The following is a 25,632-nucleotide window of genomic DNA, read 5'->3' as shown; positions in this document are numbered from 1 at the left end:
CAGTTCTGGTCGGTTAGGGCCACGAACCTGGGCATAAGGGGCGCGTTCAGCGCTGATAGAGGCTCCGCTTGGCGATGTACTGCACCACACCGTCGGGCACCAGGTACCAGACCGGCTCACCCCTGGCGACCCGAGCGCGACAGTCGGTCGACGAGATGGACATCGCGGGCACCTGGATCAGGCTGACGGTGTCCGCCGGGAGGTGCTTGTCGGTCAACGGGAAACCCGGCCGGGTCACGCCGACGAAGTGGGCCAGCTCGAAGATCTCGTCCAGGTCCTTCCAGGACAGGATGCGTTGCAGGGCGTCCGCGCCGGTGATGAAGAACAACTGCACCTTCGGGCCGTACTCGGCCTGAAGGTCACGCAACGTGTCGACCGTGTAGGTCGGGCCACTGCGGTCGATGTCGACCCGGCTGACCTGGAAGCGAGGGTTCGAGGCGGTGGCGATCACGGTCATCAGGTACCGGTCCTCGGCCGGGCTGACCGGCTCGTCGGCCTTCTGCCACGGCTGCCCGGTGGGGACGAAGACCACCTCGTCCAGGCCGAACCGGTCCGCCACCTCACTGGCCGCGACGAGGTGCCCGTGGTGAATCGGGTCAAAGGTGCCACCCATGATCCCGATCCGCCGGATATCTTCCTCCACCCAGTGATCGTAGGCCGAGCGTCGTGGCCGACCGTCCCGGCCCGTCCGCAGACTGGGGTCGCGCCGACTCCGGCCGTCGGCGTATATTCGTCGACGAGTAACCGTCGACGAGCGAGGGGGTCATCGTGCCGAAGCGGCGCAAGGTCGGCAACCTGCTGGCGCTGGCCGTGCTGTCCGCACTGGTCCAGCGGCCGATGCACCCGTACGAGATCGCCACCGCACTGCGTACCTGGGGCAAGGACCAGGACATGGAGTTCAAGTGGGGATCCTTCTACACGGTGATCGGCAACCTGGACAAACACCACCTGATCGAGGCGGTGGAGAGCGTGCGCGAGGGCCGACGCCCGGAACGCACCGTCTACCGGATCACCGACGCGGGGCGGGCGGAGCTGGTCGACTGGGCCCGCGAGCTGGTCTCCACCCCGATGGCGGAGCATCCCCGTTTCCGGGCCGGGTTGTCAGTGCTCGCCGCGCTGCACCCGGACGAGGCCACCGACCTGCTGCGACAACGGCTCGATCTGCTGGAGGCCGCGATCCGCCAGGACCGCGAGGCGCTCGACGCGCACCTGCGGGAGATCCCGCGACTGTTCCTGGTGGAGTCGGAGTACGACCTCGCCATGCGGGACGCGGAGGCGGCCTGGCTGCGGGCGCTGCTTGCCGAGCTGACCTCGGGCAGCTACCCCGGGTTGGACACCTGGCGGACCTTCCACGAGACAGGCGAGATGCCGGCCGAGCTGACCGAGTTGGCCGAGAGAACGAACCCCCCGAAGGCCAACTCCGACACCCCAACCACCCACACCCCGGAGGCCAGCCCCGACAGCTCCGAACGCCCCGACAGCAGCAGCCGGAGAGGCGACACCACCGGCTGAAGAGCGGCCCCGGCGAGGTGCGCCAACACCTCACCGGGGCCCTGACCCCGAACCGACGCCTGGGAAGGCACCCGGCCCGAAGCGGCAACCACGAGGATAACCGGGCTCCCTCCCAGGTCCGCGCGCCCGCGCACCGACCACACCAGGTCCGCGCCCGCGCGCCAACGACCACAACCAGGGAGAGAGCATGACCACGGTACGAACAGCGATCGTCATCGGCAGCGGCATCGCCGGGCCGGTGACAGCGCTCGCGCTGCGCCGCGCCGGCATCACCGCAACCGTCTACGAGGCGTACCCGACCACGGCCAGCGGCATCGGCGGCACCCTCGCCCTCGCGCCAAACGGCGTGGCGGCTCTGCGTACGGTCGGTGCGCACGAGGCGGTGACGGCGATCGCCACACCGATCGACCGCAGCGCTCTGGCCGTCGGCCGCCGCCGCATCGCCATGCCCACGCTGACCGGGGTGCCGCCGCTGCACGTGGTGCACCGGGCCGAGCTGTACCAGGTGCTGCACGACCAGGCATTCGCCGAGGGCGTGCCGTTCGCGTACGGCAAGCGGCTGGTCGGCGCCGAGCAGACCGGCGACGGCGTGACCGCACGCTTCGAGGATGGCAGCACCGCGACCGCCGACATCCTCGTCGGCGCGGACGGGATCCGTTCCACGGTCCGGGGTCTCATCGACCCGGCCGCGCCCGGCCCCCGGTTCACCGGGCTGCTCGGCTTCGAGGCAGTCGCCCGCCACGAGGTGGACGCCGAGCCGGGCACTATGACGTTCGCGTTCGGCCGACGCGGTTACTACCTGTACTGGCCGGAGCCCGGCGGCGGCACCCGGTGGGGGGCCAACCTGCCGCAGCAGCGGCCGATGAGCCTCGTCGAGGCCCGGGCGGTGCCGGCGGAGCAGTGGCTGGACACGCTGCGCGCCACCTACGGCGATGACGACCCCGGCCGGGAGTTGGTCGCCACCAGCGACGCCGACGACCTCCAGGTGGTCGGGTCGTTGCAGATCATGCCGCCCCTGCCGCACTGGCATCGGGGGAGAATGGTGCTGGTCGGCGACGCGGCGCACGCGCCGTCGAACAGTTCGGGCCAGGGCGCGTCGTTGGCCATCGAGAGCGCGGTCCAACTCGCCCGCTGCCTGCGTGACCTGCCGGACGTCGAGGCGGCGTTCGCCGCGTACGTGCGGCTGCGTCGTACCCGGGTGGAAAAGGTCGCGGCCCGGGCGGCCCGGATCAACCACGCGAAGGCCCCCGGTGCGGTCGCGCGGACGTTGATGCCGTTGCTGATGCCGCTGATGGTGCGCACGGTGCTGGACCCGGAGAAGACCGTCGCCGACGAGCAGCGCTACGTCATCGACTGGGACGCGCCGGTCACGGCGGAGCCCGCCCTGCGCTGAGCGGTGGCTGCGGGATGGCCGGCCAGCCACCCCGCAGCGCCCCGCCCGCGCCGGGCCAGCCCGCGCCGGCCACCCGACGACGTCAGGCCGCGCGGGCAGCGGTCAGGCCGAGGCGGCGGCCGTCGCCGTCCGGGCGACCAGCGCGCGGCGCAGGTCGTCGTCGGCGTCGGTCACCACGCGACGCAGGCCGGGAGTCAAGTCGTCGCGGGCCAGCAGTGCCGCGGCCGCCTCCCGGGTGGGCTGCGCCACGGCGTAGCGGGGAAACGCCAGGGCCGCCACCCGGTCGGCCGTCCAGGGGGTACGCCGGTGCGCGGCGGCCGGCATCTCCGCGAAGTACCGATCGACGTACGCGGCGGTCAGCTCGGCCTGTTCGGGTTGCCAGAACCCCTCGGCGATCGCCTCCAGCAGCCGACCGGACAGCCCGGTGTCCCGCAGGATGATCTCCCAGGTCGCCTGCTTCGCTGCCGGGTCGGGCAGGGCCGCCCGACAGTGGGCGGCCCGTTGCGCGCCCGTGGAGCTGTTGTCGGCAGCGGCCTCGATGGCGATCTCCGCCTCGCCGGCGGCGCCCAACACCACCAGTCGGCGCAGCACCGACCAGCGCAGTTCCGCGTCGACCGTCAGACCGGCCGGCACGTCCCGGCCGGCGAGCCAACCGACGAGCAGATCCGCGTCGGTGGTCGCGGCGATCCAACCCCGCGCGGCGGCCAGCTGCAGCGACTCCCCGGCCGGCGCGCCATCGAGCAGCCGCTGGCACGCCCCCGACACCCTGGCCAGGGCCGTGGAGCGGGTCAGCGGGTCGAGGTAGCGGTCGACCAGGGACCGGCTGAGCGTCAGCACGTCCTCCGCGATGATCACCTCGGACTCGGCGGGCAGCGCGGCGACCATCAGGTCGACCAGGCCGGTGACCGGGCGCTCGCCGTCGGTCGCCGCGTCCAGCGCCTCGCGCCAGAGCAGCGCCCTCGCCAGCGGGTCGGTCAGACCGGGCAGCACCTGCGCGACGGCGTCCGCCGACGCCGGGTCGAGGCGTACCTTCGCGAAGGTGAGGTCGCCGTCGTTGAGCAGCAGCAGCCGGGCCGCCGGCTCGCCGGCCAGCACGCCGAGCACGGTCCGGCCTCCGTCGACGCTCGGGTCGATGTCCACCTCGTCGCGCCGCCCGGTGCCGTCCGCCGAGTAGCGGCCCACGCCGATCCGGTGTGGGCGCAGCACCGGGTACGACTCGGACGCGGTCTGCACCACGGCCACCTCGGTGTAGCGGCCCTCGGCGTCGACGGCGACCTCGGCACGCAGGGTGTTGACCTGCGGTCGGCGCAACCACAGCTCGGCCCAGTCGGACAGGTCCCGTCCGCTGCTGGTGGAGAGGCTGGCCAGCAGGTCGGCGAGGGTGGCGTTGCCGAAGCGGTGCGCGGCGAAGTGCGCGTTCAGGCCGGCGAGGAATGCCTCGTCACCGAGCCACGCGACCAGCTGCCGCAGGACGCTGGCCCCCTTGGCGTACGAGATGCCGTCGAAGTTGAGCAGGCCCTCCTCGGCGTCGGCGACCTCCTGCGGCGCGATCGGGTGGGTGGAGGGCCGCTGGTCGGCGGCGTACCCCCAGGCCTTGCGGCGCATGGCGAAGGTCGTCCAGGCCTGACCGAATCGGGTCGCCTCGGCGGTGACCCGGGTGCCGAGGTACTCCGCGAAGGACTCGTTCAACCACAGGTCGTCCCACCAGCGCATGGTGACCAGGTCACCGAACCACATGTGGGCCATCTCGTGGGCGATGGTGCCGGCCCGCTGCTCGCGCTGGGTGTCGGTGACCACCGAACGGAACACGTAGTCGTCGCGGAAGGTGACCAGACCCGGATTCTCCATCGCGCCGGCGTTGAACTCGGGCACGAACGCCTGGTCGTACTTGCCGAACGGGTAGCGCTCGGTGAAGAGCTGGTGGAACCGGTCCAGGCACTGCCGGGTGATGGTGAAGATCTCGTCGGCGTCGGCGTCCAGGTGCTCGGCGAGTGACCGGCGGCAGTAGATGCCCAGCGGTATGCCGTCGTGCTCGGCCCGCCGGACGTGGTACGGCCCGGCGATCAGCGAGAAGAAGTACGTGGCCAGGGGCGCGCTCGGGGCGAACTCCCAGCGACCGGGGGCCGGGTTGGCGGCCAGCTCGGCGTTGCCGGCGACGATCCACTGCGGCGGCGCGGTGACCGAGAGCCTGACCGGGGCCTTGAGGTCGGGCTGGTCGAAGGCGGCGAAGATGCGCGGCGCGTTGTCGAGGAAGGACTCGGCGTAGAGGTAGGTCTCACCGTCGGCCGGGTCGACGAAGCGGTGCATCCCCTCCCCCGTCCGGGAATATGCCATCTCGGCCTCGACGATGAGCGTGTTCGCCACGGCCAGGTCGTCGAGCGGCAGCCGGTTGTCGGTGAGCAGGTCGGGATCGAGGTCGCGGTCGTTGAGGCGTACGCCGAGCAGTTTGGCGGGCTTGACCTCGGCGAAGGTCGAGGCGCCGACGGTGGCCCGGAACCGGATCTCGACGCGGGAGCGGAACAACTCCCCGTCACCGGTCAGGTCGAGGTCCACCTGATAGGACTCGACAGTAATCGCCGCGCCACGCGCGGTCGCCTCTACACGGGTCAGGCTCGGCATCCGCTTATCCTGCCCGATGGGGATCGGCACCCGGTCACCACACGACCCTCGGCACTGGAGGAAAGAACAATGGCGCAGCACCCCAAGGGCGACTTCGACCTCTCACGGGCGGTCTGGCAGCGGGCCGAGGGGGACACCTCCGACAGCGCCGTTGAGGTCGCCTTCGTCGACGACCTGATCGGGATGCGCAACTCCGCCGAGCCGAACGGGCCGGTGCTGGTCTTCACCCAGGCCGAGTGGGACGCCTTCGTGGCCGGAGCGCAGGACGGCGAGTTCGACCTGGACTGATCGTGCCCGCCGACCCGTCGGCGTTGGGTCGCCGTGCCGGTGCCCGTGGTCGGGACACCGGCGCGGCCACGCGGGCGGGCTGGTCGACGCACTCCCGGATCGACCGCCCGGGACCGCCGGTCAACCATCACCGGGGCCGTCGCCGTCGCCCCAGCCGAGGCCACCGGGCCCCGGGGCGTGGTGGAAGCCCGGATGGTCGGCCACGTCGACGCAGCGCTCCCCGTCCGGGCCGACCGCGCCGCAGAACAGCCGCTCGGCCCGCTGCCAGGCGTCCGCCGGTGACAGGGCCGCCGCCCCGAGTGCCACCTCCGAGCGGAGCAGGCTCAGGGCCTCGGCGTACGCCACGGCCAGCTCGCGCGCCTCGGCCGGGCCGGGCGCGGTGAAGCCCAGGTGCACTGTGAAGAACCGGTGCGGGCGGGTGGGCCGCCGAGGCGGCCCGATGAGTGACCGCCCGTCGCGGACTCCGCCCAGTGCTCCGGCCGCTCGCCTCTGCCGCCAGTGCGGCGATCTGTTGTCGCGCATCCGCCCTCCCCGTGGTTGTCCCACCAGCAGCAAACCAGGTTCCGCCGCCCCCGGGAGGGGCCAGCCGCGCGGGGTTCAGCGGCGTCGACGGGGGTAAGCGCGGTGGTAAAGGCGACCAACCGCACCCGCGCGTGAGGAGACCCGATGGCGACCATGCCGGCCGACCGCAGCCCGGACAGCACTCTCGCGCTGCTCCGCGCCGGCTACCGGTTCATCGGCGAGCGCTGCGAGCGGTACGGCAGCGACGTCTTCCGGACCCGGATCCTGCTCGCCCCGACCATCTGCCTGCGCGGTCGGCCGGCGGCGGAACTGTTCTACGACAACGACCGCTTCCAACGCGCCACCGCGATGCCGCTGCGCGTGCAGCGGACCCTGACCGGTCGGGGTGGGGTGCAGGGGCTGGACGGGTCGGAGCACTCCGACCGCAAGGCCATGTTCATGTCGATCATGACGCCGGCCGCGATCCAGCGGCTCGGCCAGCTCTTCGACGACGAGTGGCAGGCCCGGATCACCGCCTGGGAGGGCGCCGCTCCGGTGTCGCTCTACGACGAGCTGGGTCGGATGCTGACCCGGGTGGTCTGCGCCTGGGCCGGGGTGCCGCTTCCCGCGTCGCAGGTCGAGCGGCGCGCCGTCGAGCTGCACGCCATGATCGAGGCCCCGGCGGTGATCGGGCCCCGCCACTGGCGGGGACGGCTCGCCCGGTACCGCGCCGAACGGTGGCTCGCCGACCTCATCGAACGGACCCGGGTCGGTTTCGCTCCGGCGCCGGCCGGCAGCGCCCTGGCCGTGATCGCCGAACACCGGGACGGGCGCGGCAACCTCCTCCCCCGGCGGATCGCGGCGGTGGAGTTGCTCAACGTGCTGCGCCCGGTGGTCGCCGTCGACCAGTACATGACCTTCGCCGCGCTCGCTCTGCACGACCATCCGGCCTGGCGGGAACGGGTCCGTGACGACGACGAGGCCACCGAGCAGTTCGTCCAGGAGGTACGCCGCTACTACCCGTTCTTTCCGATCGCGGCGGCCCGGGTCCGGCGGTCCTTCGACTGGCAGGGCCACCACTTTCCGAAGGGCCGGCGGGTGCTGCTCGATCTCTACGGCACCAACCACCACCCGACACTCTGGCCGCAACCGGAGCTGTTTCGCCCGGAGCGGTTCGCCGGCCGCCGGGTGGACCCGTTCGAGCTGATCCCGCAGGGCGGCGGCGACCACTGGGCCGGGCACCGCTGCGCCGGCGAGTGGATCACCATCGACCTGATGAAGCGGGCGGTCACCAACCTGGCCACCACCATGCGCTACGAGGTGCCCGTCCAGAACCTGGCCCTGGACCTGCACCGGATGCCCGCGCTGCCGCCCCTCGGGCTGACCCTCACCGACGTCCACCGCGCCGCCTGAGGGGGCGACGATCGTGCGTGGTCGAGGTGACGAGGCGGTACGGCGGACCGGCGCCCCACCGACCCTCCTACCGATGACGTACGTGCTGCCGCTGCGCTGGCACACCGACACCGGCCTGGCCGAGCTGACCGACTACCTGCGCTGGCTGGGTGAGCGGGTCGAGGTGCTCGTGGTCGACGGCTCGCCTCCGGACCTCTTTGCCCGGCACGCCGAGGCGTGGCGAGGGCTGGTCCGGCACCTCCCACCGGACCCGAGCGAGCACGGACTCAACGGCAAGGTGCTCGGCGTACGCACCGGCGTCCGTGCGGCCGGCCACGAGCACGTGGTGATCGCCGACGACGACGTCCGGTACGACGAGGCCGCGCTGACCGCCGTACACCGGCTGCTGGGCCGGGCCGACCTGGTACGACCGCAGAACTACTTCGACCCGATGCCCTGGCACTCCTGGTGGGACACCGGCCGCACGCTGCTCAACCGGGCACTCGGAGCGGACTACCCGGGCACCCTCGCCGTGCGGCGCAGCACCTTCCTCGCCATGGGCGGGTACGACCCGGACGTGCTCTTCGAGAACCTGGAGCTGATCCGCACGGTGCGCGGCTATGGCGGCACCGAGGCCGCCCCAGCCTGGCTGTACGTCCGCCGGCTGCCTCCGGACGCCGCGCACTTCCGCGGTCAACGGGTCCGTCAGGCGTACGACGATCTGGCTCAGCCGGCTCGCCTGCTGACCGCGCTCGCGGTGCTGCCGGCGCTGACGGCGGCGGTCGCGTCGCACCGGCCCAGGCTGCTGCTCGGCGCGGTGGCCGTGGTCGTCGCCCTGGCCGAGACGGGTCGCCGCCGCGCCGACGGATGCCGTGTTTTCCCGCCGACCACAGCCCTGGCAGCCCCGCTCTGGCTGTTGGAGCGTGGCATCTGCAGCTGGCTCGCGGTCGCCCAACGCTTCCTGCGAGGCGGCGTCCGTTATGGCGAGACCCGAATCCGCCGAGCCGCGACCCCCGCCCCCCAAACCCGCGCGATCTTGCACTTTCTGCGGGTGCGAAACACCCTAGAAGCGACAAAAAGCCAACCGTAAGTGCAAGATCGCGCGGGAAGGTCGGGGGTGGGTGGAGCGCGACGGCTCGCGGTCACCCCCGGGGGGTGACCGCGAGCCGTCGTGGTGGGGTCAGGGGGCGGCGTGGTCCTTGACCTGGTGGGCGGCGGACTTCGTGTCGTCCTTGACCGCGTGCACGGCGTCCTGAGCGGAGGACCTCACCGACTCGGCGGCGTGCTGGGCCGGCTCGCGCAGTTCGCTGGCCACCTCGCCCAGCTTCTCCTTCACCGCTCCGCTGTGCTCGCTGACCTTGGCCTTCACCTGGGTGGCGGCCTGCTGCTCACGGCGGGAGGCCGGGATCAGCGACGACGCCAGCCAGCCGACCCCGAACGCGATCAAGCCGGCGGCGAGAGGGTTGCCCTGGGACTTCTGCCGGATCACCCGCGGCGCGCTGTGCGCGGCGTCGCTGACAGTGGCCGCCGCCGACTGCGCGGCGTCGCCGACGCTGGACGCCGCCGACGAGGCGCGGTCACCCACCGAGTGGGCGGCCTGGCCGGTGCCGTCGCCGAGGTCAGACGCGGTTCCCATGACCTTGTCCCTCACATTCTGAAGAGCGGAACGGGCCCGCTGCTTGCGGTCGTCGACGATGCGGCTGGGGCTGACCTTGTACGCCAGCGCATCCACATCGGAGCTGAGACTGTTACGGGTGGCTTCGATCTCCCGGCGGATCTGATCGGGATCGGTGCTCATCGGGTGACTCCCTCCGGGTGCGGCTTGAGCGCGTCGGGGATCCGCTGCACGCTGTCGTTGGTCTGCTTGAGCCCGCGTACGTGCTGGGCGTTCTTCTTGGCCATCGAGTAGAGGACCGCGGCGACCGCCGCCCAGATCACGGCCACGATCAGCGCGGCCAGGCCGGAGTCCATGACGTTGTCCAGGAACTGCCAGACGGCGATGGACACGAAGAGCGCCACCATGTAGCCGCCGAAGCCGGCACCGCCGAAGAGGCCCGCGGCCTTGCCGGCCTTCTTGCCCTCCTGGCGGATCTCGGCCTTGGCCAGCTCGACCTCCTGACGCATCAGCGTCGACAGGTCGGTGGTGACCTGACGCATCAGGTCACCCAGCGAGCTGCTCTTCACCTCCGCCGCGCTGTGCGGGGCACCCGCGTCGGGGTGGTACCCGGAGTCCAGTCCGGACCCCTGCGTCGGCATGCTCATGCCGTCGTCTCCCTTCGGATGACTCGGCGGCTCACGGGCGGGGGCTGCCGCTGGACGGCACGCCCGGCAGCGGATCGGTCTGGGTCACCGGCGGCAACGGCTGACCGGTGCCGGAGTGCTCCGGGTAGTCGCCCCGATCGGGCTCCGCGTAGCCGCCGGGGGCCGGGTCGGCGTAGTTACCGGGGGCCGGGTCGGCGTAGTTACCGGGCGCCGGGTCGGCGGAGGTGCCGGGCGCCTGATCGGTGTAGCCACCGGACGTCGGCGGGGTGTGCGTACCGGGGGTCGGGTCGAGGTAGCCGCCCGGCGGAACGGCGTCCGGCACCGCGCGGGGCGCCGGCGGCTGCGTCGGGATCACGGCGGTCTGCTCCGGGTCGTACGCCCCGGCGCCCCGGTAGGTCGAGGAACCGTTGCCGGAGTCGTCGCCGGCGGCCGAGATGCCACGGGTCAGCCGGCCGGCCAGCACACCGAGCACCGCCGCGCCGACCAGGAAGGTGCCCGGGTTACGCCGCGCGTAGTCGCGGACCTCGGTGATCAGGTCGCCGGGCTCGCGCTGCTCGAGCCAACCGGCGACGCCGTGCACCCGGTCGGCGGCCTGACGGGCCAGCTCGGTCACCGGGCCGGCCTGGCCGCCCTGCTCGGCCATCGAGCGCATCTCCTCGGCCAGGGAACGCAGCCCACCGGCGGCTCGGCGCTGCTGCTCACCGGTCTGGCTGGCGAGCTGGCTGCGGGCCTCGCCGTACAGGTTGCGGGCCTGCCGGGCCGCCTCACGGCCGACCTCGGTGCCCTGCTCCTTGGCGGTCTGGGCGACCGCGCCACCAGCCTGCGCGGCCTCGGACCCGACCTGGCGCGCCTGGTCCCGGACGCCACCGCCGTTTGTCGACTGCTGCCCGTACGTGGAGGACGTAGGTGAAAGATCGTAAGTCATGATTTCCCTTCCGCTCAGAAAGTCGTCGCGGTTGTGCTGGGGGGATGCGGCGCGTTGCCGCCGCCGCTGACCATTCACCTACCCTGCGTTCTCGCTTCCATACCTCTTCGTGCATTTCTCTGCGCGGCCCACCGGATGGACTTCAAAATGGAGGATCGTCGGGCTGCGTCACGTCGCCGCCGCGGACAGTGAGGTTCGCGAGGCCGGCAGATCCACGGAGGGGGCAGCGATGGCACGAGACGCACGGGGAGGCCGAGGGGCCCGCCCCCGATCCCGGGTGCAGCTGGCCGCGCTGGTCGTGGCCGGGGTCTTCCTGCTGATCGGCGTTCTCGGCTTCATCCCCGGCATCACCACCGACTACGGCGAGCTGCGGTTCGCCGGGCACCACTCGGAAGCTGACCTGCTCGGGCTGTTCCAGGTGTCGATCCTGCACAACGCGGTGCACCTGATCTTCGGGCTGGCCGGCCTGCTGCTGGCCCGCAGCGTGGCCGGCGCCCGCGTGTTCCTGGCCGCCGGCGGCGCGATCTACCTCGCTCTCTGGCTGTACGGCCTGGCGATCGAGGCGATCAACCCGGAGGGCGGGGCGAACATCCTGCCGGTCAACGACAACGACAACTGGCTGCACCTCGCGCTCGGCTTCGGGATGCTCGCGCTCGGGCTGCTGCTGTCGAACCAGGCGGGCACCGGCGGACGCCTGGACAGCCCCGCCGACCGGCACTGACCTGGGTTTCGTGGTCGCGCCCGCAGGGGTAATCGACAGGCGAAGGAGGTGCGATCATGCCTCGTTGGCTGCGTGAAAACGCCCTGGCCGTCGCCATGCTGGGGGCGTTCCTGGTCTTTCTGGTGTTACAGAGCGTCTTCGGCTGGCAGACCCACAATAAGGAGCTGACCGAGTTCGGGGCCGTGCCGCTGAGCTGGCCCGCGTACCTGACCAGTGGGCACTTCGCCGAGTCGGTCTTCGAGAACTGGGAGTCGGAGTTCCTCCAGATGGGCGGGTACGTGCTCCTCACCGCGTACCTGGTGCAGCGGGGCTCGGCCGAGTCGAAGCCGATGGACCAGACCGACCGGCCCGAGGACGACGCGCGCCGGGCGACCCCGCAGTCACCCTGGCCGGTACGCGTCGGCGGCCTGCCGCTGGTGATCTACCGGAACAGCCTCTCCCTCGCACTGCTGCTGATCTTCGCCGGCTCGTTCGTCGGTCACCTGTTCGGTGGCACCGCCGCGTACAACCAGGAGCAGGCGCTGCAGAGCGGAGCGCCGCCGATCGGGGCGTGGGAGTTCCTCGGCACCAGTGACTTCTGGTTCCAGTCCATGCAGAACTGGCAGAGCGAGTTCCTCGCGGTCGGCGCGCTGATCCTGCTGAGCATCGTCCTGCGCCAGCACGCCTCGCCGGAGTCGAAGCCGGTGACCGTCGCGCACGCCACCACCGGCGCCTGAAACGGCGGTCGCGGCCACGGCGACGACAGTCAGGCCGCGACCGGCAACCGCTTGGCGAAACACACGCTGTACGGGTTGCCCACGTACTCGCCGTAGACCGGGATCCCCTGATAGCCACACGAGGTGTACAAGGCGATGGCGGCCGGCAGGTAGGTGCCCGTCTCCAGGCAGACCACCGAGTGCCCCTGCCGGAACGCGCACTCCTCCAGCGCGGCGAGCAACTGACGACCGATCCCCCGCCCCCGGTACGCGGGCCGGACGTACATCCGCTTGATCTCACCGGTTTCGGCATCGAGCGCCTGGAGCCCACCGCAGGCGACTGCCCGACCGTTCACCACCACCGCCAGGTAGCGGACGTCGTCATGGGGGACGAAGACCTGCCCGTCCAACCCACCATCGGCCTCGCGCAGCTCACGCTGCTGCGCGGTGACCATGGCGGCGATCTCCGGATCGATGGCAGGCCGGGACTCGATCAACATCACCCCACGCTAGGACGCGTGGATTTCGGGGAGGTTTCCGGCAATCAACCCCGTCACGGAGCGCAGCGAACTACTCGGCGTCGTCCTCGTCGTCGAGGTCGGCGTCGAGGTCGTCGGACGCGTCCGCGCCCACCTCGTCGGCCGACCGCACCCGACGAGCCTTCCGGGCGGCGAGCCGATCCGCGGCGGAGGCCCGGTTCGACTTCTCCTCCAGGCGGACGTCGGTGCCCCGGTTGCCGGGTACGAAGTCCACCCCGGCGAAGAGCGTCGGCTGCCAGTCGAACTCGCGCGCACCGATCCGGACCAGGTCACCGGGCTGCGCGCCGGCCTTGGCCAGCTTGTCCTCCACCCCGAGCCGGGCCAGCCGGTCAGCCAGGTAGCCGACCGCCTCGTCGTTGTCGAAGTTGGTCTGCTTGACCCAGCGTTCCGGCCGTGTGCCGCGGACGGTGAACGAGCCGTCCGTCTCGGCCGTGATGGTGAAACCGTCGTCGTCCACCGCCATCGGGCGGATCACGATCCGGGTCGGCTCGGCCGGCGGAGCGGCCTTACGCTCCGCGTCGACCAGCGCGGCCATCGCGTAGGTCAACTCCTTGAGCCCTTCCCGCGTGGCCGCGGAGACCTCGAACACGCGGTAACCGCGCTCCTCCAGGTCGGGGCGCACGATCTCGGCGAGGTCGCGGCCGTCCGGCACGTCGACCTTGTTCACGGCGACCAGCCGTGGGCGTTCGGCCAGGCCGCCGTACTGGCTCAGCTCGGCCTCGATGGCGTCGATGTCGGCCACCGGGTCACGACCGGGCTCAAGGGTCGCCGAGTCGATGACGTGCACCAGCACCGCGCAGCGCTCGATGTGCCGCAGGAACTCCAGGCCCAGCCCCTTGCCGGTGGCCGCGCCGGGGATCAGGCCCGGCACGTCCGCGACGGTGAAGGTGTGGTTGTCCATCCGGACCACACCGAGGTTGGGCACCAGGGTGGTGAACGGGTAGTCGGCGATCTTCGGCTTCGCGGCGGAGATCACCGAGATCAGCGACGACTTGCCGGCGGACGGGAAGCCCACCAGGCCCACATCGGCGACGCTCTTCAGCTCCAGCACGATGTCCAGTTGGTCGCCGGGCTCCCCCAGCTCGGCGAAGCCGGGTGCCTTGCGCTTGGCGTTGGCCAGCGAGGCGTTGCCCCGCCCGCCGCGCCCGCCCCGGGCGACCTCGAAGGTGGTGCCGGCGCCGACCATGTCGGCCAGCACGGTGCCGTCGGAGGTCTGCACCACGGTGCCGTTGGGCACCTTGAGCACCAGGTTGCGGCCGTTGGCCCCGTCCCGGTTCGAGCCGGCGCCGCCCTTGCCGTTGTCGGCCTTGACGTGCGGGTGGAAGTGGAAGTCGAGCAGCGTGGTCACCTGCGGGTCGACCACCAGGGACACGCTGCCCCCGTGCCCACCGTTGCCGCCGTCCGGTCCACCGAACGGCTTGAACTTCTCGCGGTGGATCGAGGCACAACCGTGCCCGCCATCGCCGGACTGCAGGTGCAGTACGACCCGGTCAACGAACGTTGCCACGGCGTCAATCCTTCCAGCGAGGTCCGACCTCGCACTTCGCGAAAAAGGCTAAGCGGGCCGGGACCCGGAGGTCCGCGGCCCGCTTAGCCCCAGAACTACTGCTGCGGAACGATGCTGACGGTCTTACGACCGCGCTTGGTGCCGAACAGGACCGCACCGGCGGACAGCGCGAACAGCGTGTCGTCGCCGCCACGGCCGACCAGGTCACCGGGGTGGAACTTGGTGCCACGCTGCCGGATGATGATCTCACCGGCGCTGACAACCTGACCACCGAAGCGCTTCACGCCGAGTCGCTGGGCCGCGGAGTCACGACCGTTACGCGAGCTGGACGCACCCTTTTTGTGAGCCATTGGAGGACGACCTACTTCCCGCTGGAGATGCCGGTCACCTTGACCTGGGTCAACGGCTGGCGGTGACCCTGGCGCTTGTGGTAGCCGGTCTTGTTCTTGAACTTGTGGATCCGGATCTTCGGGCCCTTGGTGTGCGCGGCGATTTCGCCGGACACCGCGACCTCGGCAAGCTTCGCCGCGTCGGTCACCAGGTCGTCACCGTCGACGAGGAGCACCGCGGTGAGCTTCACCGCGTCACCGGGGGCGCCGGTGAGCTTCTCGACCTCGATCACGTCGCCCTCGGCGACCTTGTACTGCTTGCCGCCGGTCTTGACGATCGCGTACATCGGAGGCGGACTCCCTGTCGTTGAGGCTGCTGGCGGTCGTCCCCGCAGCGGCTCGCCGGGTAGCAGTGCACGGCGGCGCGGGCACACGGGAACTCGGCACACCAAAGGTGGGCCGCAGGCAAGAGTACGCCATTGCTGGCCCGGACCCCAAACCGGCCCGCCCTGGTCAGCGCGGGCAGAGCTGGTCGAGGCGCTGCTGGAGCCTGTCGAGTTCGGTCTCGTCGATCGACTCGACGTCGGCGCCGAGCGCGGAGACTTCGGTCCCGATGTCGGTGAGCAGAGTCTTGAGCTGCGGATCGTCGGTCCGCGCCGACTGCTCCCGCAGCACCGTCCGCCAGTTGGCCAGCGCCGCTTCGGCCCGTCCCCGGGCGGCCTCGGCCGTGCGGGTGTCCCCGGCGCCCACCGCCACGAGCATCTGGCCCAACTCCGCCACGTACGTCCGGACAGCAGTGGTGCCGGCCTCCCGCGCGGCGGTGCAGACCTGGGTGGCCTCGCCACCCGCCACACCACCGCTGGCCGGCATGCCGGTCGGCCCGGAAGGGGTGCCAGCGGCCGCCGAGCCAGCGCCCCCGGCGGTCCCACCGGTGGAGCAGCCGGCCGCGCCGGAGAGCATGGTGAGCAGCGCGGTGACGGCGAGCAGACGGCGCATCTTCTTCTCCTGACCTGGGACGGCCGATCGAGGACCGGGTGGCCACAACGGCGAGGTCCCTCCCCCGTCACTTTCCGGGAGAGGGACCTCGTCAAACACGTGGCCGGTCAGGCGCTCAGGGGCGGGTCCGCCGACGGGCGCCACCGCGACGCGACCGGCGACGGCCGCCACCGCCCTCGGTGGTCTCCTCGTCGCCCTCACCGTCGGCGAGCGCGTCCGGGTCGTCCGCTGCGGCCAGCCGAGCCGACTCACCCTGCTGAGCGTCGGAGATCGCCGGTGCGGCGGCGGTGTCCGACTCGTAGCGGGACAGGTCGTACCCCATGGTGTCCTGGTAGTCGGCGTCCGGTTCGGCGGTGGTGTCGGTGTCGACGACCTCGACCACGGTCCGCTCCGCCGGGGCGTTCTTGCGCGCCCGGCGGCGGGACGACGTGGCTGTGGCACCCTGCTCGGCCGCCGGAGCGGCAGCCACCGACGAGGCGACCGCCTTGACCTTCTCTCCCGCACCAGCGGGACGCGGCTTCTCCGGCACCGGCTCGGTGTGCATGATGACGCCCCGACCCTTGCAGCACTCGCAGGTCTCGCTGAACGCCTCCAGCAGGCCCGCGCCGATCCGCTTACGGGTCATCTGCACCAGGCCGAGCGAGGTGATCTCGGTGACCTGGTGCTTGGTGCGGTCCCGGCCCAGGCACTCGGTCAGCCGACGCAGCACCAGCTCACGGTTCGACTCCAGCACCATGTCGATGAAGTCGATCACCACGATGCCGCCGATGTCACGCAGCCGGAGCTGACGGACGATCTCCTCCGCCGCCTCCAGGTTGTTGCGGGTGACAGTCTCCTCCAGGTTGCCCCCGGAGCCGGTGTACTTACCGGTGTTGACGTCGACAACGGTCATGGCCTCGGTGCGGTCGATCACCAGCGAGCCGCCGGAGGGCAGGAAGACCTTCCGGTCCAGGCCCTTGATGATCTGCTCGTCGATCCGGTACTCGGCGAAGACGTCGCTCGTGCCGACGTGCCGGCGCACCCGGTCGACCAGGTCCGGCGAGACGTGCGACAGGTACGACTCGACGATGTCGTACGACTGCTCGCCCTCGATCACCAGCTCGCGGAAGTCCTCGTTGAACAGGTCCCGGACAACCCGGATGACCAGGTCGGGCTCCCCGTAGAGCAGCGCCGGAGCGCCACCCTCGGCGGCCTTGGCCTGGATGTCCTCCCACTGCGCCTGCAGACGCTTGACGTCGCGGGCCAGCTCGTCCTCGGTGGCACCCTCGGCGGCCGTCCGGACGATCACGCCCGCGCCGTCCGGGACCAGCTTCTTGAGCACGTCCCGCAGCCGCTTGCGCTCGTTGTCCGGCAGCTTGCGGCTGATCCCGGAGGCGTTGCCGTTGGGCACGTAGACCAGGTGCCGGCCCGAGAGCGCGATGTGGCTGGTCAGCCGTGCGCCCTTGTGCCCGATCGGGTCCTTGGTGACCTGGACCAGCACCGAGTCGCCGGAGCGCAGCGCCTGCTCGATCGAGCGAGCGCGCCCCTCCAGCCCGGAGGTGTCCCAGTTGACCTCACCGGCGTACAGCACCGCGTTGCGGCCCCGGCCGACGTCGACGAACGCGGCCTCCATGCTCGGCAGCACGTTCTGCACCTTGCCCAGGTACACGTTGCCGGCCATCGTCCCGGAGGAGTTGCGGGTGACGTAGTGCTCGACCAGCACGCCGTCCTCCAGGACGGCGATCTGGGTGCGGTCACCGCGCTGGCGGACCGCCATCACCCGGTCGACGGCCTCGCGGCGTGCCAGGAACTCCGACTCGCTGAGGATCGGCGGGCGGGTACGGCGCTGCTCCCGACCGTCGCGGCGGCGCTGCCGCTTGGCCTCCAGCCGGGTCGAGCCGGACACACCCTGCACCTCGTCGACGGTCCGGCGCGGCTCGCGGATCTTCACCACGGTCGGCACACCGTCGTCCGCCGCACCCTCGGTGTCACCGGCGCCACGACGGCGACGGCGGCGACGACGACGGGTCAGGCCGTCCCCGCCCTCGGACTCCTCGTCCTCGTCGCCCTCAGGCTCGGCCTCGGCGGTCTCTTCCTCATCGGCCTGCGCCGCCTCTTCGGACTCCTCGTCCTCGGCGTCGTCGGCCCCGCCCTTGCCCCGGCCCCGGCCCCGGCGCCCACGCCGGCGGCGGCGGCGCGCGGCGGCGCTGTCCTCGTCGTCCTCATCCGCCTCGGCGGCCTCGTCGGCCTCCTCGGTCGGCTCTTCCTCTGCCTCGATGGCCTCGATCGGCTCCACCGGTTCGGCCTCACGGCGACCACGCCGACGACGGCGGGACGGCTCGGCGGCCTCCTCGACGGCCGGCTCCTCGGTCGCCGCGGCGGGCTCCACCGGTCGGGTCACCGGCACGGCGTCCGGCTGGGGCGCCATGAACAGCACGGTGGGCGCGGAGAGCGCAGCCCGCCGACGACGGGTACGCGGCTGCTCCGGCTCGACCTCGGCCGGCTCGTTCGGCTCATCCGTCACAACGGGAACGGCCACACCCGGTGGCACCTCGCCGGAGCGGTCCTGCGCGCCACTGCTCCAGGGGAGCTCGGCGGCGGACGTGCTCGGGAGGGTTTCGGAGTCGTTCAACTCGGCCTCGGCCTCGCGCAGGTCGGACTCGGCCGGCTCCTCGACGGCGGCGACCGGCTCCTCGACGGCGGCGGCCGGCTGCTCGGTGGCGGGCGGCTCCTCGACAGCGGCCGGGGTGGCCTTCTTGCGCCGGGTACGGGTCACCTTGACCGGCGGAACCACCTCGGCCGAGGCCGCCTCCGCGGAGGCGGCGACCAGCGGCTCTTCGGCGGTCGTCTCGACAGCTGTGGCCTTGCGGCGGCGCCGGGGGGTCTTCGGGGCGACATCCAGATCACCGGAGACCGGCGCGAACACCTCCGCCTGCGGCGATTCGGCGCTGCCGGCCCCACCGGTGGACGCCTCGACCGGGGCATCGGTCTGCTCCGGCTGGTTGAGCGGGGCGGCCCGACGACGGGTCGCCCGGGTGCGGCGCACCGGCGCGGCGGGCTCGACGGCCTCGCTCTCCGCGCCGGCTGGTTCCACCGAGGCCGAACCGACAGCCGTGGTGGAGGTCTCGACGGCGGCGCCGTCGGCCGTGGTGCTCTGGTCAGCGGTGTCGGCGGCCGGCTGTGAACCGGTCCGTTCGCCGCCCTCGGGCTCGTTCTCGAGCATGGACGTTCTCCAGTTCTGGCTAGCCCGGGCGCGGGTGAGCGCTGCCACGCAGGGTCGCCGCAAAAGTGTTTCCGCCGGGCGCGCGTGGTGCGCGACCGCCGAAGTCTGCCTGCCAGAACACCGACCGTCGGTCAGTGCCCAACGATGGCTGCCCCGTCGCGGTCCGCATCCAACGGATCCACGATCGCACCCTGCGCGGTCAACGTGCCCTGAGCCAGCCGGGTCACCCTCGGCGAAACCGGCGGCTCCAGGTCGGCCACCACGCGGAGGCCGGAAAGGACGTCATCGGGCCGTACGGACGGGGTGACCTGCCGCACGACCAGTTCGAGTATCGCACACGGGACGGCCGGCGCCCCGGAAGGCGTCGGGGCAGGAGGTTGGACATCGATAGACATCACGGCGGCGCGGGCATCGAAAGTGCGTCGACCCTGCTTGGTCATCCGCTCGACCAGCACCTCCTCGGCCGCGACGAAGGCGTCCACCGCGGCGCGCAGCGCCGCGGTGTCGACCTCGGGCAACTCGATGTACCAGTGCGACGCCTCGATCCGGTCCGGCAGATTGCCCCCCTCGGCGATCACGGCGTCCAGGACGTCCAGCCCCGGCGAGAGCGCGGCGTCCAAAGCGGCGCGCAGCGCCTCCGGGTCGACCTCGGCCTGAAGGGCGATTTCCAGGTACTCCGCCTCGCTCGCCACTCCGGTGGGCGCGGCGCTGGCGTAGGAGATCTTCGGGTGCGGGTGGAACCCCTGGGAGAAGGCGACCGGAACTGCGGCCCGGCGGAGCGCGCGCTCGAACGCACGGGCGAAGTCCCGGTGCGAGGTGAACCGCAGCGGCCCGCGCTTGGCGTACCGGATGCGGACGCGCTGGACGACCGGTGCCTGGCCGCCCTCGGGTTGAGGCTTTCTGGCGATCGTGGGCTCCTCGGGTGTACCTGCGTGTCCGCCCATCCTGGCTCAGGGCTCGTGACGGTACGCAGCCGGGGCGGTCGAACCGCCCCGCAGACGGGTGCGAAACGGCCAACAGGGTCGCGACCACCAGCCCCAAGAGCCGATGGCCGGCCGGTGACGCGCGGGTCACCGGCCGGCCATCACGGTCGGGACCGGTTATCGCTCCCTCGGCGGCGCGGGTGGCGCCTCGCCCGGCGGCGGGCCGTAGCCGGAGGGCGGGGTGTAGCCCGAGGGAGGGGCGTAGCCGGAAGGCGGGGCATACCCGGCAGGAGGGGCGTAGCCGGGCGGGGGCGGGTAACCCGGCGGTGGGGCGTAACCCGCGTCCGGCGGCGGGTACGCGCCCTGGGCCGCCCGGTCGAGCACCTCGTCCGGGATGTCGGCGGCTCGGGCCGCCTCCCGCCGGTACCGACGCCGGTTCCAGATGAGGAAGACCACCAGACCCAACAGCAACACCAGCACCACGGCGATGCCGATGCCGATCACCATGACCTGCTGGTCGGTGGGGCCACCGCGATCGCCGTGCTGGGTGACGTCGAACTCCTCGTCCGCGCCCTCGGCACGGGCCGGGCCCGGGTCGGTCGCCGCCGCGGCCGGGTCGAGCAGCGGGTTGGCGGTAACCGGTGGCACGTTGGCCGTCAACGCCTTGATCGGGTCGATCACCCCGAAGCCGTACTGCGGATCTCGCCCGGACGGGCCGGCGTCGCGCGCGGTCCGGATGATCCGGTTGATCACGCTCGGAGCGTTGAGGTCCGGGTGCTTGGCTCGGATCAACGCGGCCAGAGCGGAGACGATCGCAGCGGAGTCGGAGGTGCCGTCACCCCAGCCGTAGCCCCCCTCGTTGGCGACGTTGTAGATGCCGTCGCCGGGAGCGGCGACCACCGCCTCCGGCCCCTGGACCGAGCCGGGCCAGAACGCGCCACCTCTGGTCGTTCCGGTCACCGCGATCACGCCCGGGGTGTTGGCGGGGGTGCCCACTGTGGTGCGGCCCTGGGCGATGTTACCCGCGGAGGCGACCAGGACGACGTCACGGTCCAACGCGTACTTGATCGCGCTCGCTTCCACGGCGGTGGCGAAGCCAGCGCCACCGATGGATACGTTGATCACCTTGGCGCCACCGTCGACGGCCATCCGGATGCCCCGAACAATCCCGGCGCCCTTGTAGACCCCATCCTCCTTGCGCAGCTTGATGGGAAGGATCTTCACACCGGGGGCGATGCCAGTCACACCGTCGCTGCTGGCCTTGGCCGCGATGATGCCGGCCATGTGCGTGCCATGCCCATCCTCGTCAGCCCGACCATCTCCGGAACCGTAGCTGCGACCACCGGCAAGCACCTGACCGCGCAGGTCCGGATGACTGGCCTCGACACCACTGTCGATCACGGCCACGACCACGCCTCGCCCAGTCGAGATCTTGTGCACCTGATCGATCCGGAGCTCGTCCAAATACCACTGCTCGGCCCGCCGGGGCGCGGCGGCCGCCGGTTGAGCGGCCCCCACCACCAGGAACCCCGCCAGCAGACAGGCGACTACCGGCCGGAGGCTTCCGAGGTTCACCTTCATCCGTCCATCCTCATCGAAGGACACCCGGGGACGCGCTGTCACCAGGGCCCCACGGATCGTCGTCCTCAGTCAACCACGACGAGTGCTCGGAGCCGCTGCCACCGCCGCCGTGTCCGGCGCCGCCCGCGCCGCCCATCATGCCGCCGCCCATCATTCCGGCACCGCCGACACCGGCACCACGCGCGCCGCCCGCCATCCCGGCGCCGCCGGCGGCCTGGGCCGTGCGCAACGCGTTCGCCGCGCTCGTCATCGGCGGCAGTTTTCCGTTGCCGCCACCCACCATGCCGGGGATGCCGCCCACGCCGACCCCGGCACCGCCGCCGAGGCCACCGCCCGCGCCGCCGCCGATCCCGCCGGCCGAGCCGACGCCGGCACCGCCTCCGAAACCACCGCCGGCGCCACCGAGACCGGCGCTGCCGACCCCGCCGCCGCCGATGCCGCCGCCCAGGCCACCGACCCCGCCCGGGGTGGCGCCAGCCAGACCGCTGGTGTAGTCGTCGTCGCCGTAGCCCGGATAACCGGAACCGGTCGGTGGGGCCGTCAGCTGGCCGGTGCCGCCGCCGGTGGGCGGGCCATCGCCGATCCCACCGGGCTTGGTCGGGGAGAACGGGTCGACGGTGGACGTCGGACCGCCCGTGTCGCCGATGGTCGGTGGCCTGCTGCCGATCGTGGGGCCGCCACCACCGATGTCGGGCTTCCCGCCGATTTCGCCACTACTGATGTCGGGTCGCCCCGACGGCGGAACCCGGGGGTCGCGACGGAGCACATCCTCTCCGTCTCCCGCGTCCGGCCTGTTCACGGTGAGCTTCGGACGCTCGGTGTAGACCGCCTGGGGCAGCGGGGCCATCGCGGTGTTCGCCGCGTTCTGGTTGTCCCGGTACCAGTTGTCCAGGTGAGCCCCGGTGTCCCACCAGCCGCCCCGCTTCTGGTCACCGGCCTGGCCGTCGACCTTCATCGTCGCTTCCAGGTCGTCGGCCTTGTCACGGAACGCGCCGTCGGCGTACGAGCCGGGGTTGTTCTGGTAGTCCTTGCGCAGCGCGGCGAGGAACCCCGACGAGCTCTCGCCGTCGCGGGCGTCGTCGAGCTCGGTGCCGTTGGGCAGGCTCCACTCGTTGAAGCCGAAATCGTCCATCAGCGGGATCGGGATCGTGGAGACGGACTTACGGATGTCGCCCTCGATCCGCGTCAACGCGCCACTGACGTTCGTCGCGTCGGTGATCAGATCCTCGATCTGCTTGCCAATCTTGCCCAGGTGCTCGCGGTACGCGTCGCCACCGCTGCCCTTCCAGCCGGCCAGCATCCCGGGCAGACCGCCGACGTGCGGGCGCTCCTGGCCCGTAGCGATCGGGCCGACGAACGACCGACCGACGAGCGCGTCCCGCAGTTGTTGCAGGCCGCTGGAGAGATTGCTCCAGCCCGCTCCGACCGATCCGACAGTTTCCGGGTCCGCGGAGAGCGTCACCTCGCGGACGCACCGCTCCCAGGTTCCTCCAGCCATGACGTCCCCCTCAGGCCGTGTACGGGTAGGTGGGTGCGCCGCTGGCCGTGGGCGGCGGCGCCGCCGACTCCAGCAACCGCTCGATCTCCTTGCCGTTGGCGCCGTTGCGCGCCTCGGTGTCGCGGAACGCCTTGGCGATCTCCTCGGTGCCCTCCTTGAGCGCGGCGAGCTTCTGGGAGAGCGTCGTGAGGTGCGCTTCCATGTTCGCCGTGGACACCTCCAGGGCACGCCACTGCATGCGGGCGTCCTCGTACGCGCCGAAGGGAGTGCCGTTCGGGACGGTCTGGGCGTTGTTGCTGTCGCCCTTCATCCGCTCCTTGATGCGTTCCATCTCGTACTTGATGGTGTCGTCGATGTACTGCCTGAGCCGCTCGACGTACGTGGCGGCGGCGTCCAGGTCCTCGACGCTGACGTGCAGATCGCCGATGCTCGGCGGCGGGATGCTACCCATGCGCTTCCTCCCCCGTTCCCGACCCGCCGGGTCGGTCCATGTCAGACGCAGCGTATCGAGTCTGACCTAGTCGAGGCAGCCCCAGCCACCACCACGTGGTACAGATGACCGCCGATCTCGGGGAAGGTCCGATGCGCGGCGAGGCCCGTAACGGGCCAACGGGCCCGCGAGACGCGGACCCGTTGGGCGACATGTCGGATGTGGAGGGTGGTGCGCCGCCAGCCGGCGCTACCCCGGTCAGGGGTGCGAGTGCGAGTGGCCCGACGGGACCTTCATGCCGTTGCCGCCCAGCGGGGTGAGCGGCAGCAACTTCTTGCCGGTGGGGCCGATCTGGATCTCAGTGTCCATCGATGGGCAGACACCGCAGTCGAAGCAGGGGGTCCACCGGCAGTCGTCCTGCTCGAACCCGCTGACCGAGTCCTGCCAGTCCTGCCAGAGCCAGTCCTTGTCCAGGCCCGAGTCGAGGTGGTCCCAGGGCAGGACCTCCAGCTCGTCGCGCTGACGGGTGGTGAACCAGTCGAGATCCACCCCGAACGCGGGCAGCGTCTCGGCCGCCGCGTCCACCCAGCGCTGGTACGAGAAGTGCTCGCTCCACCCGTCGAACCGGCCGCCGTTCTCCCAGACCTTGCGGATCACCGAGCCGACCCGGCGGTCACCCCTGGAGAGCAGTCCTTCGATGAGCGACGGCTCGCCGTCGTGGTAGCGGTAGCCGATGGCCCGGCCCAGCGAACGGTCCGCGTTGATGGCCTGCTTGAGGATCTTGAGCCGGTGGTCGATGACCTCCGGACGGTCCATGGAGGCCCACTGGAACGGGGTGTGCGGCTTCGGCACGAACCCGCCGATGGACACCGTGCAACGGATGTCCTTGGAGCCGGTCGCGGCCCGGCCGGCCCTGATCACCTCGTGGGCCATCTCCGCGATCTCGAGGACGTCCTCGTCGGTCTCGGTGGGCAGGCCGCACATGAAGTAGAGCTTCACCTGCCGCCAGCCGTTGGTGTACGCGGTGACGACCGTCCGGATCAGGTCTTCCTTCGTCACCATCTTGTTGATGACCTTGCGGATCCGCTCCGACCCGCCCTCCGGGGCGAAGGTCAGGCCGGTACGCCGCCCGTTGCGGGACAGCTCCTGCGCGAGGTCGATGTTGAAGGCGTCCACCCGGGTCGACGGCAGCGACAGCGAGACGTTCGTGCCCGCGTACTGCTCGGCGAGGCCCGAGCACATGTCGCCGATCTCGGAGTGGTCCGCGGAGGAGAGCGACAGCAGGCCGACCTCGTTGAAGCCGGAGAACTCCAGGCCCTCGCGGACCATCTGGGCGACAGTGGTGATCGACCGCTCCCGCACCGGCCGGGTGATCATCCCGGCCTGGCAGAACCGGCATCCCCGGGTGCAGCCCCGGAAGATCTCCACCGCGTACCGCTCGTGCACCGTCTCGGCCAGCGGAACGAGGGGCTTCTTCGGGTACGGCCAGGCGTCCAGGTCCATCGTCGTGCGCTTGTGCACCCGGAACGGCACGTCCGCCCGGTTCGGCACGACCCGCTGGATCCGGCCGTCCGGCAGGTAGTCGACGTCGTAGAAGCGCGGAACGTAGACGCTCTCGGTGCGGGCCAGCCGCAGCAGCAGCTCGTCACGGCCGCCCGGCGAGCCCTCGGCCTTCCACTCCCGGACGATCGCGGTGATCTCCAGGACCGCCTCCTCGCCGTCGCCGAGCACCGCGGCGTCGATGAAGTCGGCGATCGGCTCCGGGTTGAACGCGGCGTGCCCGCCGGCCACGATCACCGGGTCGGCGTCGGTGCGGTCGGCGGCCAGCATCGGGATGCCGGCCAGGTCGATCGCGGTGAGCATGTTGGTGTAGCCAAGCTCGGTGGAGAAGGAGATGCCGAACACGTCGAACCCGCGCACCGCCCGGTGCGCGTCGACGGTGAACTGCGGCACGCCGTGCGTGCGCATCAGCGTCTCCAGGTCCGGCCAGACCGCGTACGTCCGCTCGGCGAGGGTGTCGGGCAGCTCGTTGAGCACCTCGTAGAGGATCTGCACGCCCTGGTTGGGCAGGCCCACCTCGTAGGCGTCGGGATACATCAGCGCCCAGCGCACGGTCGCCGCGCCCCAGTCCTTCGTCACCGCGCCCAACTCGCCCCCGACGTACTGGATGGGCTTGGAGACCTGGGGCAGCAGCGGCTCGAGCTGGGACCAGACGGAATTGGTCGCGGCCGCGCGCGGCGTCGTGGACGGGGCACTCATGATGCCCAAGGGTACGCGTTCGCTCGGCGACTATCGCGCGCACGCCCGATCGGCGGTGGT

Annotated in this window: 24 protein-coding genes; 7 read left to right on the top strand and 17 right to left on the bottom strand. The window is 71.6% G+C overall.

Annotated features, from left to right (window positions below; all coding sequences use genetic code 11):
• Positions 1-46: 46 nt before the first annotated feature.
• Positions 47-643: a nicotinate-nucleotide adenylyltransferase gene (gene nadD, locus KBX71_RS27745; protein ID WP_124817466.1), complete on the bottom strand. Its 597-nt coding sequence runs from the start codon at positions 641-643 to the stop codon at positions 47-49.
• Between the two features lie 125 nt (positions 644-768).
• Here nadD and KBX71_RS27740 point away from each other — a divergent pair, with 125 nt between their 5' ends.
• Positions 769-1,512 (top strand): PadR family transcriptional regulator, encoded by a 744-nt coding sequence (locus KBX71_RS27740; RefSeq protein WP_210820753.1) that lies wholly within the window; start codon positions 769-771, stop codon positions 1,510-1,512.
• A gap of 187 nt (positions 1,513-1,699) precedes the next feature.
• Positions 1,700-2,905, top strand: a complete 1,206-nt coding sequence (locus KBX71_RS27735) for an FAD-dependent monooxygenase (RefSeq protein ID WP_210820752.1) — start codon at positions 1,700-1,702, stop codon at positions 2,903-2,905.
• 102 nt (positions 2,906-3,007) lie between these two features.
• On the opposite strand, the gene pepN is transcribed toward KBX71_RS27735, so the two are convergent.
• A complete protein-coding gene (gene pepN, locus KBX71_RS27730) occupies positions 3,008-5,524 on the bottom strand; it encodes an aminopeptidase N (RefSeq protein WP_210820751.1) in 2,517 nt (838 codons plus the stop codon).
• Positions 5,525-5,593: 69 nt separating this feature from the next.
• Here pepN and KBX71_RS27725 point away from each other — a divergent pair, with 69 nt between their 5' ends.
• Positions 5,594-5,812 (top strand): DUF397 domain-containing protein, encoded by a 219-nt coding sequence (locus KBX71_RS27725; protein ID WP_124817462.1) that lies wholly within the window; start codon positions 5,594-5,596, stop codon positions 5,810-5,812.
• A gap of 120 nt (positions 5,813-5,932) precedes the next feature.
• Here KBX71_RS27725 and KBX71_RS27720 read toward each other — a convergent pair whose 3' ends face one another.
• Positions 5,933-6,334 carry a hypothetical protein gene (locus tag KBX71_RS27720; RefSeq protein ID WP_210820750.1) on the bottom strand — a complete coding sequence of 134 codons (402 nt, stop codon included), beginning with the start codon at positions 6,332-6,334 and terminating at the stop codon, positions 5,933-5,935.
• A 144-nt stretch (positions 6,335-6,478) separates the two neighbouring features.
• Here KBX71_RS27720 and KBX71_RS27715 point away from each other — a divergent pair, with 144 nt between their 5' ends.
• Both KBX71_RS27715 and KBX71_RS27710 read left to right on the top strand, forming a co-directional pair.
• Positions 6,479-7,726 carry a cytochrome P450 gene (locus tag KBX71_RS27715; protein ID WP_210820749.1) on the top strand — a complete coding sequence of 416 codons (1,248 nt, stop codon included), beginning with the start codon at positions 6,479-6,481 and terminating at the stop codon, positions 7,724-7,726.
• A 73-nt stretch (positions 7,727-7,799) separates the two neighbouring features.
• Positions 7,800-8,795 (top strand): glycosyltransferase family 2 protein, encoded by a 996-nt coding sequence (locus tag KBX71_RS27710; RefSeq protein ID WP_210820748.1) that lies wholly within the window; start codon positions 7,800-7,802, stop codon positions 8,793-8,795.
• Positions 8,796-8,885: 90 nt separating this feature from the next.
• Here the strand turns inward: KBX71_RS27710 and KBX71_RS27705 are convergent, their stop codons facing one another.
• From KBX71_RS27705 to KBX71_RS27695, 3 genes are read right to left on the bottom strand one after another with little or no spacing between them, the layout of a single operon-like run.
• Positions 8,886-9,503: a DUF3618 domain-containing protein gene (locus KBX71_RS27705; RefSeq protein WP_210820747.1), complete on the bottom strand. Its 618-nt coding sequence runs from the start codon at positions 9,501-9,503 to the stop codon at positions 8,886-8,888.
• Complete coding sequence (locus KBX71_RS27700) at positions 9,500-9,967, bottom strand: phage holin family protein (protein WP_124817451.1); 468 nt, start codon at positions 9,965-9,967, stop codon at positions 9,500-9,502. The genes KBX71_RS27705 and KBX71_RS27700 overlap by 4 nt, the downstream gene beginning before the upstream one ends.
• A 31-nt stretch (positions 9,968-9,998) precedes the next feature.
• A complete protein-coding gene (locus KBX71_RS27695) occupies positions 9,999-10,892 on the bottom strand; it encodes a hypothetical protein (protein WP_210820746.1) in 894 nt (297 codons plus the stop codon).
• A 229-nt stretch (positions 10,893-11,121) separates the two neighbouring features.
• Between KBX71_RS27695 and KBX71_RS27690 the strand changes: the two genes are divergently transcribed.
• Positions 11,122-11,613, top strand: a complete 492-nt coding sequence (locus KBX71_RS27690) for a DUF4383 domain-containing protein (RefSeq protein ID WP_210820745.1) — start codon at positions 11,122-11,124, stop codon at positions 11,611-11,613.
• 56 nt (positions 11,614-11,669) lie between these two features.
• Positions 11,670-12,329 carry a DUF6766 family protein gene (locus tag KBX71_RS27685; RefSeq protein ID WP_210820744.1) on the top strand — a complete coding sequence of 220 codons (660 nt, stop codon included), beginning with the start codon at positions 11,670-11,672 and terminating at the stop codon, positions 12,327-12,329.
• A 29-nt stretch (positions 12,330-12,358) separates the two neighbouring features.
• Here the strand turns inward: KBX71_RS27685 and KBX71_RS27680 are convergent, their stop codons facing one another.
• From KBX71_RS27680 to KBX71_RS27630, 11 genes are all read right to left on the bottom strand, one after another.
• The gene (locus KBX71_RS27680; protein ID WP_210820743.1) at positions 12,359-12,808 is read right to left on the bottom strand and encodes a GNAT family N-acetyltransferase; all 450 of its coding nucleotides are present in this window, start codon (positions 12,806-12,808) and stop codon (positions 12,359-12,361) included.
• A gap of 70 nt (positions 12,809-12,878) precedes the next feature.
• Positions 12,879-14,354 (bottom strand): GTPase ObgE, encoded by a 1,476-nt coding sequence (gene obgE / locus KBX71_RS27675; RefSeq protein ID WP_210820742.1) that lies wholly within the window; start codon positions 14,352-14,354, stop codon positions 12,879-12,881.
• Positions 14,355-14,449: 95 nt separating this feature from the next.
• Positions 14,450-14,704: a 50S ribosomal protein L27 gene (rpmA, locus tag KBX71_RS27670; protein ID WP_007464062.1), complete on the bottom strand. Its 255-nt coding sequence runs from the start codon at positions 14,702-14,704 to the stop codon at positions 14,450-14,452.
• 11 nt (positions 14,705-14,715) lie between these two features.
• Positions 14,716-15,030 carry a 50S ribosomal protein L21 gene (gene rplU / locus KBX71_RS27665; RefSeq protein WP_007464063.1) on the bottom strand — a complete coding sequence of 105 codons (315 nt, stop codon included), beginning with the start codon at positions 15,028-15,030 and terminating at the stop codon, positions 14,716-14,718.
• Between the two features lie 166 nt (positions 15,031-15,196).
• Complete coding sequence (locus tag KBX71_RS27660) at positions 15,197-15,679, bottom strand: hypothetical protein (protein ID WP_210820741.1); 483 nt, start codon at positions 15,677-15,679, stop codon at positions 15,197-15,199.
• Positions 15,680-15,794: 115 nt separating this feature from the next.
• Positions 15,795-18,881 carry an Rne/Rng family ribonuclease gene (locus KBX71_RS27655; protein WP_210820740.1) on the bottom strand — a complete coding sequence of 1,029 codons (3,087 nt, stop codon included), beginning with the start codon at positions 18,879-18,881 and terminating at the stop codon, positions 15,795-15,797.
• Positions 18,882-19,012: 131 nt separating this feature from the next.
• On the bottom strand, positions 19,013-19,825 hold the full coding sequence (locus KBX71_RS27650; protein WP_210820739.1) for a TIGR03936 family radical SAM-associated protein: 813 nt from the start codon (positions 19,823-19,825) through the stop codon (positions 19,013-19,015).
• 156 nt (positions 19,826-19,981) lie between these two features.
• Positions 19,982-21,385: a type VII secretion-associated serine protease mycosin gene (gene mycP / locus KBX71_RS27645; protein ID WP_210820738.1), complete on the bottom strand. Its 1,404-nt coding sequence runs from the start codon at positions 21,383-21,385 to the stop codon at positions 19,982-19,984.
• A gap of 10 nt (positions 21,386-21,395) precedes the next feature.
• The gene (locus KBX71_RS34435) at positions 21,396-22,883 is read right to left on the bottom strand and encodes a WXG100 family type VII secretion target (RefSeq protein ID WP_210820737.1); all 1,488 of its coding nucleotides are present in this window, start codon (positions 22,881-22,883) and stop codon (positions 21,396-21,398) included.
• Between the two features lie 10 nt (positions 22,884-22,893).
• Positions 22,894-23,334, bottom strand: a complete 441-nt coding sequence (locus KBX71_RS27635; protein ID WP_210820735.1) for a hypothetical protein — start codon at positions 23,332-23,334, stop codon at positions 22,894-22,896.
• A gap of 237 nt (positions 23,335-23,571) precedes the next feature.
• Positions 23,572-25,572, bottom strand: coding sequence for a TIGR03960 family B12-binding radical SAM protein (locus KBX71_RS27630; protein ID WP_210820734.1), 2,001 nt, complete (start codon positions 25,570-25,572; stop codon positions 23,572-23,574).
• Between the last annotated feature and the right edge of the window lie 60 nt (positions 25,573-25,632).

The organism is Micromonospora sp. D93, assembly GCF_018070365.1.
GTDB classification, from domain to species: Bacteria; Actinomycetota; Actinomycetes; order Mycobacteriales; family Micromonosporaceae; genus Micromonospora; species Micromonospora ureilytica.
This window is presented reverse-complemented; position numbering and strand designations above follow the sequence as displayed.